General features: G+C 64.0%; 11 protein-coding genes. 6 read left to right on the forward strand and 5 right to left on the reverse strand.

The window, feature by feature from the left end; genetic code table 11:
• Positions 1-18 precede the first annotated feature (18 nt).
• Positions 19-1,179: a pyridoxal phosphate-dependent aminotransferase gene (locus EL335_RS01585; protein WP_126443929.1), complete on the reverse strand. Its 1,161-nt coding sequence runs from the start codon at positions 1,177-1,179 to the stop codon at positions 19-21.
• A complete protein-coding gene (locus tag EL335_RS01590; protein ID WP_126443930.1) occupies positions 1,179-2,990 on the reverse strand; it encodes a phosphoenolpyruvate carboxykinase (GTP) in 1,812 nt (603 codons plus the stop codon). Before EL335_RS01590 ends, EL335_RS01585 begins: the two co-directional genes overlap by 1 nt.
• Before the next feature lie 113 nt (positions 2,991-3,103).
• Between EL335_RS01590 and EL335_RS01595 the strand changes: the two genes are divergently transcribed.
• From EL335_RS01595 to EL335_RS01620, 6 genes are all read left to right on the forward strand, one after another.
• Positions 3,104-5,389, forward strand: coding sequence for an NADP-dependent malic enzyme (locus EL335_RS01595; protein WP_126443931.1), 2,286 nt, complete (start codon positions 3,104-3,106; stop codon positions 5,387-5,389).
• A gap of 370 nt (positions 5,390-5,759) precedes the next feature.
• Positions 5,760-6,731, forward strand: a complete 972-nt coding sequence (gene pbpG, locus EL335_RS01600) for a D-alanyl-D-alanine endopeptidase (protein ID WP_126443932.1) — start codon at positions 5,760-5,762, stop codon at positions 6,729-6,731.
• Positions 6,732-6,758: 27 nt separating this feature from the next.
• Positions 6,759-7,481 (forward strand): (Fe-S)-binding protein, encoded by a 723-nt coding sequence (locus EL335_RS01605; protein ID WP_126443933.1) that lies wholly within the window; start codon positions 6,759-6,761, stop codon positions 7,479-7,481.
• Between the two features lie 214 nt (positions 7,482-7,695).
• The gene (locus tag EL335_RS01610) at positions 7,696-9,105 is read left to right on the forward strand and encodes a LutB/LldF family L-lactate oxidation iron-sulfur protein (RefSeq protein ID WP_126443934.1); all 1,410 of its coding nucleotides are present in this window, start codon (positions 7,696-7,698) and stop codon (positions 9,103-9,105) included.
• Positions 9,102-9,764, forward strand: a complete 663-nt coding sequence (locus EL335_RS01615) for a LutC/YkgG family protein (protein ID WP_126443935.1) — start codon at positions 9,102-9,104, stop codon at positions 9,762-9,764. Before EL335_RS01610 ends, EL335_RS01615 begins: the two co-directional genes overlap by 4 nt.
• A 69-nt stretch (positions 9,765-9,833) precedes the next feature.
• The gene (locus EL335_RS01620; RefSeq protein ID WP_126443936.1) at positions 9,834-10,214 is read left to right on the forward strand and encodes a hypothetical protein; all 381 of its coding nucleotides are present in this window, start codon (positions 9,834-9,836) and stop codon (positions 10,212-10,214) included.
• Between the two features lie 83 nt (positions 10,215-10,297).
• On the opposite strand, the gene EL335_RS01625 is transcribed toward EL335_RS01620, so the two are convergent.
• From EL335_RS01625 to EL335_RS01635, 3 genes are all read right to left on the reverse strand, one after another.
• Positions 10,298-12,928, reverse strand: coding sequence for a cation-translocating P-type ATPase (locus EL335_RS01625; protein ID WP_126443937.1), 2,631 nt, complete (start codon positions 12,926-12,928; stop codon positions 10,298-10,300).
• The gene (locus EL335_RS01630) at positions 12,915-13,157 is read right to left on the reverse strand and encodes a hypothetical protein (RefSeq protein ID WP_126443938.1); all 243 of its coding nucleotides are present in this window, start codon (positions 13,155-13,157) and stop codon (positions 12,915-12,917) included. The genes EL335_RS01625 and EL335_RS01630 overlap by 14 nt, the downstream gene beginning before the upstream one ends.
• 61 nt (positions 13,158-13,218) lie before the next feature.
• Positions 13,219-14,946 (reverse strand): cation:proton antiporter, encoded by a 1,728-nt coding sequence (locus EL335_RS01635; protein WP_172599995.1) that lies wholly within the window; start codon positions 14,944-14,946, stop codon positions 13,219-13,221.
• Between the last annotated feature and the right edge of the window lie 230 nt (positions 14,947-15,176).

The following is a 15,176-nucleotide window of genomic DNA, read 5'->3' on the forward strand; positions in this document are numbered from 1 at the left end:
GCCGCTAGGCCTCCCTTTTCATTTCCCCGCAAGCAGGCGGGACATGCGCGTAAGACCGAGGAGGAGCCGTTCGGCGCTCGTCGTGTAGGCGAAGCGCATATGGCGTGCGGGCGCATGGTTGCCAAAATCCAGCCCCGGGGTGGCGGCGACGCCAGCCTCTTCGATGAGGCGCAGTGCGAGCTGATAGCTGTTTTCCGCGAGCTGGCCGATGCCGGCATAGATGTAGAACGCGCCCTGCGGTTCCACACCGATCTCGAAGCCGAGGGCGCGCAAACCCGGCAACAACAGATCGCGCCGGGCGCGAAATTCCTGCCGACGGGCTTCGCAGATCGCCAGCGTTGCCGGGCTGAAGGCGGCCAGCGCCGCGTGCTGTGCGACGGTCGAAGGCGCGATGTAGAGGTTCTGCGCGAGCTTCTCGATCGCGCGCACGAGGTAGGGTGGCACCACCAGCCAGCCGAGCCGCCAGCCCGTCATGCCGAAATATTTCGAGAAGCTGTTGATGACGATGATGTCGTCCGAGAGCGCCAAAGCCGTCGGCGCTTGCGTCCCATAGGTGAGGCCGTGGTAGATCTCATCGACGATCAGGCTGCCGCCCTGCTGACGAACGGTCTGCCATAGAGCCGCGAGCTCGGCAGGGTCGATCAGCGTGCCGGTGGGGTTGGCGGGTGAGGCGATGAGCAGACCGCGCGTGCGTGTCGTCCAGCTAGCGCCGACTTGTGCCGCGGTCGGCTGGAAGTGCGTCGCTGCCGTGACGGCGAGCAAACGCGGCACGCCTTCACAGAAGCGCACGAAATGACGATTGCACGGATAGCCCGGGTCGGTGAGCAGCCATTCTTCGCCCGGGCTGGTGAGTGCACCGAGCGCGAGCAGCAAGGCCGCCGAGGCGCCTGCCGTGACGACGATGCGCGCCGGATCGACCATGATGCCGTAGCGCGCAGCGTAGAAGCCGGCGATTGCCTCGCGCAGCTGCGGTAGCCCGAGAGCGGCGGTGTAATGGACGTGGCCGCTGGCGAGGAAGCGCTGGGCGGCGTCGATCACCGGTTGCGGGGTCGGGAAGTCTGGCTCGCCGACTTCCATGTGCACGATGTCGCGTCCCTGGGCTTCGAGCGCCTGGGCCTTGCTCATCAGTTCCATCACATGGAAGGGGGCGATCCCTTCCATGCGCGTAGCGAGCCTCATCAGTCGATCAGTGCCAGCTCGAAAAGATCGCGCTTCAAAGCCAGCTGACGCGGTAGCTTCTCGCCGAGCTTGGCGAACCATTCCTTGTGCGCGGCGAATTCCTGTCTCCAGGCATCGGCGTCGATTTGCGTGAGCGCCTCGAACTCGGCCTTGTCGATGTCGAGCCCCGTCCAGTCGATGTCCTCGAAACGTGGCATCCAGCCGAGTGCCGTCTCGCGAGCGCCGACTTTGCCTTGCGCGCGCTCGACGATCCATTTCAAGACGCGCATGTTCTCGCCGAAGCCCGGCCAGATGAATTCGCCCTTCTCGTTCATGCGGAACCAATTGACGCAGAAAATCCTCGGCGAGTGTTCGACGACGTGGCCCATCCGCAACCAGTGGTTGAAGTAGTCGCCCATGTGATAGCCGCAGAAAGGCAGCATCGCGAACGGATCGCGGCGCACCACGCCCTGCTGGCCAAAGGCGGCGGCGGTGGTTTCCGAGCCGAGCGTGGCGGCCATGTAGACGCCATAGTTCCAGTTGAAGGCTTCATAGACGAGCGGCACGGTGGTCGCGCGCCGGCCGCCAAAGACGAAGGCCGAGATCGGCACGCCGGCAGGGTTTTCCCAATCGGGATCGATCGATGGGCATTGGGAGGCCGGCGCGGTGAAGCGCGCGTTCGGGTGCGCGGCCTTCCGGCCCGCCTTGCCATCCTCCGGCGTCCAGTCCTTGCCCTGCCAGTCGATGCAATGCTCGGGCGCCGGGCCCATGCCTTCCCACCAGACATCGCCGTCGTCGGTGAGCGCGACGTTGGTGAAGATGACATTCTCTTTGAGCGTCGCCATCGCGTTGGCATTGGTCTTCTCCGACGTGCCGGGCGCGACGCCGAAATAACCGGCCTCGGGGTTGATCGCGTAGAAGCGACCATCGGGACCAGGCTTGATCCAGGCGATGTCGTCGCCGACCGTGGTGACCTTCCAGCCATTGAAGGATTCTGGCGGGATCAGCATCGCGAAATTGGTCTTGCCGCAGGCCGACGGGAAGGCGGCGGCGACATAGGTCTTCTCACCTTCCGGCGATTCGACGCCGAGGATCAGCATGTGCTCGGCCAACCACCCCTCGTCGCGCGCCATCGTCGAGGCAATCCTGAGCGCCAGGCACTTCTTGCCCAGCAGGGCATTGCCGCCGTAGCCGGAACCGTAGGACCAGATCTCGCGCGTCTCGGGGAAATGCACGATGTATTTGGTGGTCGGGTTGCAGGGCCACTTGACGTCTTTCTGGCCCGGTTCGAGCGGCGCGCCGACCGAGTGGAGACAAGGCACGAAGAAGCCATCGGTGCCGAGCACGTCATAGACGGCGCGGCCCATGCGCGTCATGATGCGCATGTTGACGACGACGTAGGGGCTGTCGGTGATCTCGACGCCGATTTGGGAAATCGGCGAGCCGAGCGGCCCCATGCAGAACGGGATCACATACATCGTGCGTCCGCGCATCGCCCCCTTGAAGAGACCGCGCAAGGTTTCCTTCATCTTCGCCGGGTCTTCCCAGTTGTTGGTCGGCCCGGCGTCTTCCTGTCTTGCCGAGCAGATGAAGGTGCGATCCTCGACGCGCGCGACGTCGGATGGATCAGTGCAGGCCAGATAGGAGTTGGGGCGCTTGGCGGGGTTGAGCTTGACGAAAGTACCGGCCTCGACCATCTCGGCGCATAGCCGGTCGTATTCTTCCTGCGAGCCATCGCACCAATGGATGCGCTCCGGCTGGGTAAGCGCCGCGATCTCGGCGACCCAGGCTTTGAGCTTTTCATGGCGGACGAAACTGGGAGCTTGGCTCATGTCGTTTCCTTATCGATGGATGCCAATAGATCATTCTGCCATGCAAGCAGCTTCTGCACGATAATGAGCCCTGATCGAAACGATAACCGGCCCTGATTTCGCAAGGATCTGTCATGGAAGAAACGCTGCGTCGCGCCGCACTCGACTATCACCGCCTGCCACGCCCCGGCAAGATCGCCGTCACCCCGACCAAGGCGCTCACCAACCAGTCCGACCTGTCGCTCGCCTATTCGCCTGGGGTGGCTGCCGCCTGCGAGGAGATCGAACGCGATCCTGGCACGGCCGCGCTCTATACCGCGCGGCAGAATCTCGTCGCGGTGATCTCGAACGGCACGGCGGTGCTGGGCCTGGGCGACATCGGCCCCTTGGCGGGCAAGCCGGTGATGGAAGGCAAGGGGGTGCTCTTCAAGAAGTTCGCCGGCATCGACGTCTTCGACATCGAGATCGATGAGAAGGACCCCGACAAGCTGGTCGACATCGTCGCCGCGCTGGAGCCGACCTTCGGCGGCATCAACCTCGAAGACATCAAGGCGCCCGAGTGCTTCCTCGTCGAACGCAAACTGCGCGAACGCATGAAGATTCCGGTCTTCCATGACGACCAGCACGGCACGGCGATCATCTCTGCGGCGGCGATCCTCAATGGCCTGAAGCTGGTCGGCAAGGATATCGATGCGGTTAAGATCGTCACCTCCGGCGCCGGCGCAGCGGCGATCGCCTGCCTCGATCTGATCGTCAGCTTGGGTGCCCGGCGCGAAAACATCTTCGTCTGCGACAGCAAAGGCGTGATCCACACCGGCCGCGAGCATCTCGACGAATCGAAACAGCGCTACGCGCAGCCCACCGATGCGCGCACGCTGGCCGACGTGATGCCTGGCGCAGACGTTTTCCTCGGCCTCTCCGCTGGCGGAGTGCTGAAGCCCGAGATGGTGGCGACGATGGCGAAAGATCCGATCATCCTGGCGATGGCCAATCCCGACCCGGAGATCCTGCCCGAGGACGCGCTGCGCGTGCGCCCCGACTGCATCATCGGCACGGGTCGGTCGGATTATCCGAACCAGGTCAATAACGTGCTGTGCTTTCCCTACATGTTCCGTGGGGCGCTCGATGTCGGCGCGACGACGATCAACGAGGCGATGAAGATCGCCGCAGTCAAGGCGATCGCCGAACTTGCCCATGCCGAGCAGTCGGATGTCGTGGCGGCTGCCTATGGCGACGTGCCGCTCACCTTCGGTCGCGAGTATTTGATCCCCAAGCCCTTCGATCCGCGCCTGATCCTCAAGGTCGCGCCCGCCGTCGCCCAGGCGGCAATGGATACCGGGGTGGCGACAAGGCCGATTGAGGACATGGCGGCCTACCGGCAGCGGCTTTCCGAGTTCGTTTATCACTCCGGGATGGTGATGAAGCCGGTGTTTACCGCCGCGCGGCAAGCGCCCGCGCGCATCGTTTTCTGCGAGGGTGAGGACGAGCGCATGCTGCGCGCGGTGGCTACGCTACGCGAGGAAGGCTGGGCGCAGCCGATCGTGATCGGTCGGCCCCAAGTCGTGGAGATGCGCATCTTTCGCGCCGGCCTGCGCATCGTCGCGGGCCGCGACTTCGAACTCGTCAACCCGGATTCCGATCCTCGTTACAAAGAACTTTGGCAGGACTATTACCAGCTTACCTGCCGCAAGGGTGTCGGCGTCGAATACGCGAAAAGGGAAATGCGCCGGCGCACCACGCTGATCGGTGCGATGTTGGTGCGCCATGGCTATGCCGATGCAATGCTGTGCGGCACCTTCGGCACCCACGCGCTGCACCTCAGATACATCGAGGCCGTGATCGGCCGGCGGCCGGGGATCGGCAGCTTCTACGCGATCAACATGCTGATGCTGCCGAACCGCACCGTGTTCATCGGCGACACCTATGTCAATTACGATCCGACGCCCGAGCAGCTGGCCGAGATGACTCTGCTGGCCGCCGAGGAGGTGCGCCGTTTCGGCATGACGCCGAAGGTGGCCTTGCTGTCGCATTCGAGCTTTGGTACCCACGATACCCCGACGGCACGCAAGATGCGCACTGCCCTCGAACTGCTGCGCGTCAAGGCGCCCGAGCTCGAGGTCGAAGGCGAGATGCATGGCGACGCCGCCCTCGATCCTGAGATCCGCCGCCAGGTGTTCCCGAATGCGCGACTCACCGGTCCGGCGAACCTCTTGATCATGCCGACGCTCGATGCCGCGAACATCGCCTTCAACCTGCTCAAGACATCCGCGGGCGACGGCATCACCATCGGCCCGCTGCTCTTGGGCGCGGCCCGCCCGGTGCATATCTTGACGCCGACGGCGAGTGTGCGGCGCATCGTCAACATGGCGGCGCTGCTGTCGGTCGAGGTCGCCCATACCCGGGAGCGGGGCGAGAGTTGATCGTAAGCTGATAACTTGCTATAAAACCCGCGTCCATCCCATTAATTTTTTGCTGTAAAGACCGTTGAAGCAAAGGCGCGGACGTGTTTCTTGAGTTAAACCCAGATTGTTCATTAGGGCGCGAGGCGATTCCGAGGCGAGGGCGAGGCAATTTGCGTGTGCGCGACGAGCCAATAGCGGTGTCTATTGGCGAGGAGCGCGGGCGCGAAGGGCACGCCCGCAGATGGTGCGCGCCCGCGCAGTCCAGGATGACAAGACTTGCTCACACTCATCCGATCACAGGACGGTCTAATGGACAATCTGGGTTAAACCAAGGTGGTAGCGCTGACGGCCTGTTAAGCTTTTACGATTGCCAAAATTTTCGCAGCCCATGAAAGCGACTTTCAGAACCCTGCTGACCTGCCTCGTGGCCTTGGGCATGGCCGCCGTCTCAAGCCACCCGGCAACCGCGGCCACCACGAAGAAAAAAACCGTGGCGACGAAAAAGCTGCCCGCGAAGGCAAAGCCTGCCCATCAATCCCCCGTCAGGCCAGTGGCGCACCATGCGGCATTGCAAGAAGATACCGGCGCGGGCCCGATCGAGCAGATCCGCTCCGCAGCAGTGGCGGTGATCGATCAGAGCACCGGCGACGTCCTCTATGAGAAGAATGCGGACGCGGTGGTGCCGATTGCGTCGATCACCAAGCTGATGACCGCGATGGTCGCGCTCGACGTGCAGCCGGATCTTTCCGAGACGCTGACGATCACCGAGGCCGATGTCGATACCATCAAGGGCACGCATTCGCGGCTGGCCGTCGGCACGCAGCTTTCGCGCGAACAGATGCTGCGGCTGGCGCTGATGTCTTCGGAGAACCGCGCTGCCTCGGCCTTGTCACGCCATTATCCGGGTGGCCGCGCGGCGTTCGTCGCAGCGATGAACGCGAAGGCGAAGATGCTGGGGCTCACCGACACCCGCTTCGTCGATCCGACGGGTTTGACCCCCGAAAACGTCTCTTCGGCGCGCGACCTCGTCAAGCTCGTCAATGCCGCCCACCAATATCCGCTGATCCGCGAATTCACCACCACCGACGAATATCAGGTCGTCGTGCGTGGCCGGCCGCTGATCTTCCGCAACACCAATTCGCTGGTCAAGAAAGACGACTGGAACATCGGTCTGTCCAAGACCGGCTTCATCAGCGAGGCCGGCAAATGCCTGGTCATGCAGGCCTGGCTCGCCAACAAGCCGACCATCATCGTGCTGCTCGATTCCTGGGGCAAACTGACGCGCATTGCCGACGCCCAGCGCATCAAGCGCTGGGTCGAGACTACGCTTGCCAGCAAAGATGGCACGATCCGGGGGTGATGTGCCGTCCTGCCAGCACCGAGTTTCGTGAAAGTCGCCCTGTTCGTGACCTGCTTGGTCGATCTGATGCGCCCGCGCATCGGCTTCGCCGCCATCGAGCTGCTCGAAGCCGCCGGCTGCGAGGTCGTCGTGCCGGCATCCCAAACCTGCTGCGGCCAGCCAGCCTGGAACAGCGGTGACCGTGCGGCAGCAGCTTTGCTTGCGAAAAAATTCATCGCCGAGTTCGAAGGCTTCGAATATGTCGTCGCGCCTTCCGGCTCCTGCGCCGATCATGTGCGCAGCGAATATCCGGCGATCCTGCAAGATGAGCCGGACTGGCAGGCGCGCGCCGTCGCGTTGGCCAGCCGCGTTTATGAGCTCACCGATTTCCTCGTCAATGTCGCGAAACTCGATAACGTGCCGGGCAGCTTCGCCGGCCGCATCACCTACCACGATTCCTGTACCGGTTTGAGGAGCCTCGGCATCAAGGCCCAGCCGCGTGCCTTGCTGGCGAAACTGCCGGATGTCGAATTGCAGGAGATGAATGGTGCCGAGGAGTGCTGCGGCTTCGGTGGCACCTTCTCGGTCAAGTTCGGGGAAATCTCGGCCGCGATCGCCGAGCGCAAATGTGCCAATGCCTGCGCGACCGGGGCTGCTGCCATCGTCGGCGGCGATCTCGGGTGTCTCCTCAACATCGAAGGCAAACTCAGACGCATGGGAGACGAATCGACCCAGGTGCTGCACATCGCCGAAGTGCTGACGGCCAAGTAATCATCCCAGATTGTCCATTAGACCGAGCGAGGAGCTTTATGAGGTGTTCGAAATCGCGTTTAAATGCCCTACGTGGCGGCTTTCTGCCTGCGGGCGGCATCTTTGCGCCCGCGCTCGTCGCCAATAGACATCGTTATTGGCTCCTCGCGCGAACACAAATCTGCTCGCCCTCGGCTTTGATACCCGCTCACGTTCCAATGGACAATCTGGGATCATGAAATTGCGCGCGCACCGCTTCAAGCAAAACGCCCTCGAGGCGCTGGCCAACCCGGTATTGCAGGCCAGCATGAAGAAGGCCAAAGGCAAGTTCGTCGACAAGCGCGCGATCGCGATCAAGGAAATCGATGATTTCGAGGCCACCCGCGAGGCGGCCAAAGAGATTCGCAACCGGGTGATCGAGAACCTCGATCTATGGTTGGAGAAGTTCGAGCAGGCGGCAGCCGCGCGCGGCGCGCATGTCTTGTGGGCGAAGGACGGCGCCGAAATCTGCCGGCTCGTCGTCGACATTGGCCGCAAACATGGCGTCAAGAAAGCGGTCAAGTCGAAATCGATGCTCTCCGAGGAGGCGGGCCTCAACCTGGCGCTGGAAGCCGCCGGCATCCAGCCGGTGGAGACCGATCTGGGCGAATACATCCTGCAGATCAACGACAACGAGCCGCCTTCCCACATCATCGCGCCAGTCGTGCACAAGAGTCTCGACGAAGTCGCCGATCTCTTTCAGAAGACCCACCACACGCCGCGCAAGACCGACATCCCGCAGCTTACCCGCGAGGCGCGCGAGGTGTTGCGCCAGCACTTTTTGTCCGCCGAGATGGGCATCTCCGGCGGCAATTTCCTGATCGCCGAGACCGGCTCGGTGGCGCTGGTCACCAACGAGGGCAATGGCCGCATGGTGACCACCCTGCCGCGCGTGCATGTGGTCATCACCGGCATCGAGAAGGTGATCCCGACACTGGAAGACCTGGCCACCTTGATGCGTCTTCTGCCGCGTTCGGCCACCGGCCAGTCGATCTCGAACTACGTCTCGGTGCTCACCGGCACCAAGGCGGAAGGCGAGAGCGACGGCCCGGAGCATCTCTATTTCATCCTCGTCGACAACGGCCGCGCCGAGGTCGTCGGCTCTGAATTCCAGGACATGCTGCGCTGTATCCGCTGCGGCGCCTGCATGAACCACTGCCCGGTCTATCAGACCATCGGCGGACAAGCCTACGGCTGGGTTTATCCCGGGCCGATGGGCTCGGTGCTCACACCGCTTTACACCGGCCTGGAAAACGCCATCGATCTACCCCACGCGGCGACGCTGTGCAACCAGTGCGGCGTCGTCTGCCCGGTCAAGATTCCACTGCCGGACCTGTTGCGCAAATTGCGCGAAAAGCAGGTCGAGCGCCATCTGCGGCCGTGGTTCGAGCGCCTCGCCTTCCGGCTCTGGGCCTGGGTGGCGAGCCGCCCGGCGCTGTATGGTCTCGGCACCCGGTTCGCGGTGCGCTATCTCAAGTGGCTCGCCGACGGTAAAGGCAGCATACCAAGGCTCGGTCTGGCGCCCGAATGGACGAGGGGGCGCAACTTCCCGACGCCGGAAGGCAGAACCTTCCGTGAGCTGTATGCCCAACGGGGGCGGGCATGAGCAGTCGCGACGACATCCTCGGCCGCGTGCGTGCGCGGCTGAACCGCACCCCGGAAAACGCGGTGACAGGCCGGGCCGCGATCGAAGCCGCGCTGGCAATGAAGGCGCAGGGACCGCGGCCCGCGATGCCGTCGCAAAAGTCGGCGTTGGTGGAACGGCTCGTCGAGAAATCGCTCGGCTTTTCGAGTACCGTCGAGCGCATCGGCACATACAATGATGCGCCGGCCGCCGTCGCCCGCTATCTTGCGGGGCTCGATCTGCCGCTGCGGGCCGTCGTCTGGCCGCAGCTCGCTCATCTCGACTGGTCGGGCGCGGGGCTGACAGTCGAAGCGCGCGGCGCGGTCGATCGTGATCCCGTCGGCATCACCGGCTGCTTCTGCGCGATTGCCGAAACAGGGACGTTGATGCTTTGTGGCGGGCCGGAATCTCCTGCCTCCGTGAGCCTGCTGCCGGAAACCCATATCGCGCTGGTGCCTGCCTCGCGCATCGTCGCCGGCATGGAAGAGGGTTTCGCGCTCGCCCGCGCCGAACTCGGGCAATTGCCGCGCGCGATCAATTTCGTTTCCGGACCTTCGCGCACCGGTGACATCGAACAGACCATCGTGCTTGGCGCGCATGGCCCTTACCGGGTGCATCTCGTCGTCGTCGAGAACGACTGAGCGCTGTCAACCTGCCGCAAGGGCGGGCGTTACTTGTCCCAGCTTCATCGACAACAATTTGGAGACATCATGTACGCCCGCATTCAATTCGTCAGCCCCGGCTCGCGCGGCGAGAAGTATTCCTGGGTGATCGATACCAACCGCGAGACAGTCGATCACTGGCAACACGCGCATCCAGAAGCCGAGGAGCTGGTCGTCACCCCACTCGACGAGCAGGAAGGGTTGGAAGCGCTGTTCTGGCAGAAGTGCCTGTATCACGACGTGTTTTTCGAGCGCTCGCCGAGCCGTGAAGTGCGCGAGCGCGGTGAGGCGGAACTCGCCGAGATCCTCGAGCTCGCCGGCCGGTTACCCAAGGGGCGGGCCAGCGAATTGTGGAATCGCTGCATGGAATTCCGTTTCGGCACCGATCCGATCGCCAAGAGCGATTATCACCATCGCCTGCCGATGTGACCCCTCTGCCCAACCCGCATGAAGGGCTGCCCACTCTCCAGTCCCGTTCTCGCGGCGTCAGGCAGAGATGGTGAAGGGGGTGTTCAGCGGCGGCGCCGCAGCGCCTTCTCGCCTTCCATGACCATGAGGGCGAGAAGGCCGACGAACGAGATTTCCCCCCAGGCAGAAGGCCCGATCGGCGCGGTGCCGAACACCTGCTGGAAGAACGGCAGGTAAGTGAAGGCCAGCTGCAACAGCAGCATGCTGCCCGCGCCGGCCCAGACCCACGGATTCGAGAACGGCGCAACGCGCCACATGGGCCGGGAAAGCGAGCGGCAGTTGAACAAAAACGCCGTCTCGATCATCACGAACACGTTGACCGCGATGCTGCGCGCCTCGGCCAGCGACTGGCCGCGTTCCAGCGCCAGCAGGAACAGCCCGAAGGCGGCCGCCAGCATGAGCAGACCTAGCAATAGCACCCGTTGGATCAACACCGCATCGAGGATCGGCGCCGCCGGCGGGCGCGGCGGGCGGTGCATCACATCCCGCTCTTTCGGCTCGAAGGCAAGCGGCAGGCCCAACAGCACCGCAGTGGTCATGTTGATCCAGAGGATCTGCAAGGGCGTGATCGGCAGCATCGTGCCGGCCGCGATCGCGGCGAGGATCACGAGGCCCTCGCCGAAGTTGGTCGGCAACGTCCAGGTGATGAATTTGACGATGTTGTCGTAGATGCCGCGGCCTTCCTCGACGGCGGCTTCGATGGTGGCGAAGTTGTCGTCGGCGAGCACGATCGCCGCCGCTTCCTTGGCGACCTCTGTGCCGCCTAGCCCCATCGCGATGCCGATGTCGGCCGCCTTCAGCGCCGGCGCGTCATTGACGCCGTCGCCGGTCATCGCGACGATCTCGCCATTGGCCTGCAGGGCCTTGACGAGCCTGAGCTTCTGTTCCGGCGCGACACGCGCGAAGACGTCGATCTCGCGCACCGCCTGGGCAAGCCGGGCATCGTCGAGTTCGGCGAGCTGCCGGCCGGTGAGGGCTTGGCCGTCGTCACCCACGATGTTCAATTGGCGTGCGATGGCGAGCGCCGTCTCGGCATGATCGCCGGTGATCATCTTGACGCGGATGCCGGCAGTATGACAGGCCTTGACCGCCGCGATCGCGCGGGGGCGCGGCGGATCGATCATGCCAATCAGACCGAGGAATTCAAGCTTGATCAAATCGTCCCAGGCGAGCGTGTCGCTATCCGTTGCGCGGCGCGCGAGCGCTAGCACGCGCATCCCCTGCCGCGCGAGAGCCCCGGCCACCGTCTCGATTTGCGCGACGGCGGCGCCGTGACACAGGGGCAAGAGCTTTTCGAGCGCGCCCTTGACGTAAATGATGCGCTCTGCTTCGACGCGATGCAGGGTGGCCATCATCTGCCGCGCCGAATCGAAGGGCAGCGTGTCCAGACGCGGATAGAGCGCATTGGCGGTCGCCTCGTCGAGCCCGGCCTTGCGGGCTGCGACCAGCAAGGCGGCCTCGGTGGGATCGCCAGCGATCTGCCATTGGCCATGTTCATGGAACAGTGCAGCATCGTTACACAGTAAGCCAGCGAGCAGCACCTCCCGTGCCGTCTCGGAACCGCCGACTTTGCTGCCATCGAGCAGGATGTCGCCTTCGGGCGCATAGCCGTGGCCGGTGATCTCATAGAGCAGGCCGTTGGCCCACAGCGCGCGCACGGTCATCGCGTTTTCGGTCAGCGTGCCGGTCTTGTCCGAGCAGATGACCGTAGTGCTGCCCAGCGCCTCGACGGCGGGCAGTTGCCGCACGATGGCGCGACGCTTCGCCATGCGGGCAACGCCAATGGCCAGGGTGATCGTCAGCGCGGCCGGCAAGCCTTCGGGAATCGCGCCGACGGCCAGCGCCACCGCGGCCATAAACATGTCGAAGGCCGATTCGCCGCGCAGCAAGCCGATCGAGAACGTCAGCGCCGCGAGCCCAAGGATCACCCATAGCAACATGCGCGCGAAAGCCGCCATCTTGCGGGTCAGCGGCGTGGCCAGTTCCGGCGCGGCGGCGATCATGCCGGCAATCAGCCCGGTTTCGGTCGACGTGCCGGTGGCGACGACGAGGCCGATCCCTTGGCCATTGACGACGATGGTGCCGGCAAAGGCCATGTTGCGGCGATCGGCGAGCGCCGTATCGATCGGCAACGGGGCAGGGTGCTTGTCGACCGGCAGCGATTCGCCGGTAAGCTGAGCCTCGATGGTGCGCAATTCTTTGCTGGAAAGCAGGCGCAGATCGGCCGGCACCTTGTCGCCGGCGGCAAGAAACACGATGTCGCCGGGCACCAGCTGGGCGGCATCGAGACGCCGCCTGCGCCCGCCGCGCAGCACCGTCGCTTCGCTCGCCACACTTCTCGCCAGTGCGGCGAGCGCCTCGGCCGCCTTGCCTTCCTGCAAGGTGCCGATCGCGGCATTGATCGCGACGACGCCGAAGATCACGCCGCTATCGACCCATTCGCCGAGGAAAGCGGTGATCGCGCCGGCAATGATCAACACCAGCACGAGAGGAGCGGAAAGCTGCTCGAACAGACGCCGCCACATGCTCTTGCCTGGCGTGGCCGGCAAGGCGTTCGGGCCGTGACGCGAAAGACGCGCCGCGGCTTCTGCATCGCTCAATCCCTGTTGCGGGTCGACGCTATGGTGGGCGGTGAGCGCATCGATGTCGAACGCATGCCAATCAGGCGTGCTCATCGGGTGGAGGCGGTAGTGGCGGTTGCGGGTGGCTCATTTCATAGAGCACGATCGCCGCGGTGAAGAAGAAAAAACTCGTCGCGCCGAGGCTGCCGGTATAGACGTGGAGCTTGCCATAGGTGAACCATGACCAGATCGCCAAGCCCAATGAGAGCACGAAGCCGGTGAAACTGACGCCGGCGGCGATCAGAGAGAGCTTTTTCAGGAAGCCGCGCTTTGCTTTGGGCATGGTTTTTCCTTTATTCCAGATTGTCCATTGGAACGCGAGCGGGTATCAAAAGCAAGGGCGATCAGGTTCTGTCCCCTGCGCTCTCGTGGTAATACCTGCGCATCGAGGCATAGCGATGCGTGCGAATCTCGCGCACCTGGCCGATCGCGCGTTCCACCGGCACGCCGAGCTGGACGAGCGTTTCGGCGGCGATCATCAGGCTGCCCTCGAGCACTTCAGGGATCACCTCGGTGGCGCCGGCGTCCTTGAGTTTCGCGACAGACGACTCATCGGCGGCGCGCACGATGATCGGAATCTCCGGGCGGCTTTCGCGCACCTTGCGCACGACGAGCTCGGCGGAATGCGGATCGGGATAGGCGATGACGACGGCGCGGGCGCGGGAAAGCCCCGCCGCTTGCAGCACCTCGGTGCGATCGGCGCTGCCGAACACCAGCTTGCCGCCGGGCGGCACCGGGCGCTTGAGCTGTTGTGGGTCGATGTCGAGCGCGAGAAAGGAAATCTGCTCGGCGGCGAGGAATTCGGCGATGCGGCTGCCGGTGCGCCCATAGCCGCAGAGGATCACATGTTGGTCCAGCGTAAAGCCGGCCACGGCGATATCGTGGATCGCTTTCGCCTGGTGCGCCCAATCGCCATGCACCATGCGGCCGGTGAATCTGACCGCGCGGTTGATCAACAGTGGCGCGACGAACATCGAGATCAGCATCGCGGCGAGCGTGACCTGGAAGACCTCGGTGCCGATCAGTTTCAGATCGTGCGCCAGGCCGATTAGCACCAGACCGAATTCGCCGGCCTGGGCAAGCTGTGCGGCGGTGCGCAGCGCCACGTCGAGCGTGTTCTTCGTCAGCCGGGCGATCAAGAGCACCACCAGACCCTTGCCACCAATCAGCAGCAATACCACGAGCAGCAGACGGTGGATGTTTTCGAGCACGAAGCGCAAATCGAGCATCATGCCGACCGTGACGAAGAACAGGCCGAGCAGGATGTCGCGGAACGGGCGGATGTCGGCCTCGACCTGATGACGGTAGATCGTCTCCGAAATCAGCATGCCGCCGATGAAGGCGCCCAACGCCAGCGACAGGCCGGCCAGGTTCGTCGCCCAGGCCAGCGCGATCACCAGCCACAATGTGGCCAGCACGAACAGCTCTTCCGAGCGCTGCCGGGCGATCGCATCGTAAAAGCGGCGGATCAGCCGCTGGCCGGTCCAGATCATCACCGCAAGAACGACGCCGACCTCGACGAGCGCGATCGTCAGCGAGCGCGGCAATTCGCCCGCCGATTGCGCCAGCGCCGGAAAGAGGATCAGGCAAGGCACCACCGCGAGATCCTGGAACAAGAGCACGCCCATCGTCTGACGCCCCGAGCGCGAATGCAGCTCGAAGCGCTCCGAGAGCAGCTTGGCGACGATGGCCGTAGACGACATGCCCACCGCGAGGCCGACGGCGAGGCCCGCACGCCAATCCTGGCCATAGCCGTGGATCGCGATCAGCGCCGCGGTGCCTGCGGTGAGCGCCAGCTGCGCGCCGCCGAAACCGAACACCAGGCCGCGCATCGCCTTGAGGCGCGGCAGCGAGAACTCGAGACCGATCGTGAACATCAGGAATACCACGCCGAATTCCGCGATCGCGCCCACTTCGCGGTTTTCGCCGAGGATGGCCAGGCCGTGAGGCCCCAACAGCAATCCGACGGCAAGCCAGGCCAGCATCGTCGGCCCTTTGAACTGGCGCATCAGCACCAGCGCGACGACGGCGGCGGTCAGCAGCAAGAGCAGTGCGGAGAGGTTGCCGTGCATGGCGGCAATCATACCGGCCCAGTAGCCTTCGACTACAATCAGTTTGAACCCAGATTGTCCATTGGAACGCGAGCGGGTATCAAAAGCGAGGGCGAGCAGGTTTGCGTCACCGCGACGAGCCAATAGCGGTGCCTATTGGCGATACGCGGTGGCGCAAAGATGCCGCCCGCAGCCCGAAAACCGCCGCGTAGGGCGCTGCAATGATCGTATCGGATGCTCATGGCGAATCA

Source organism: Sulfuricystis multivorans (assembly GCF_003966565.1).
Taxonomy (GTDB): domain Bacteria; phylum Pseudomonadota; class Gammaproteobacteria; order Burkholderiales; family Rhodocyclaceae; genus Sulfuricystis; species Sulfuricystis multivorans.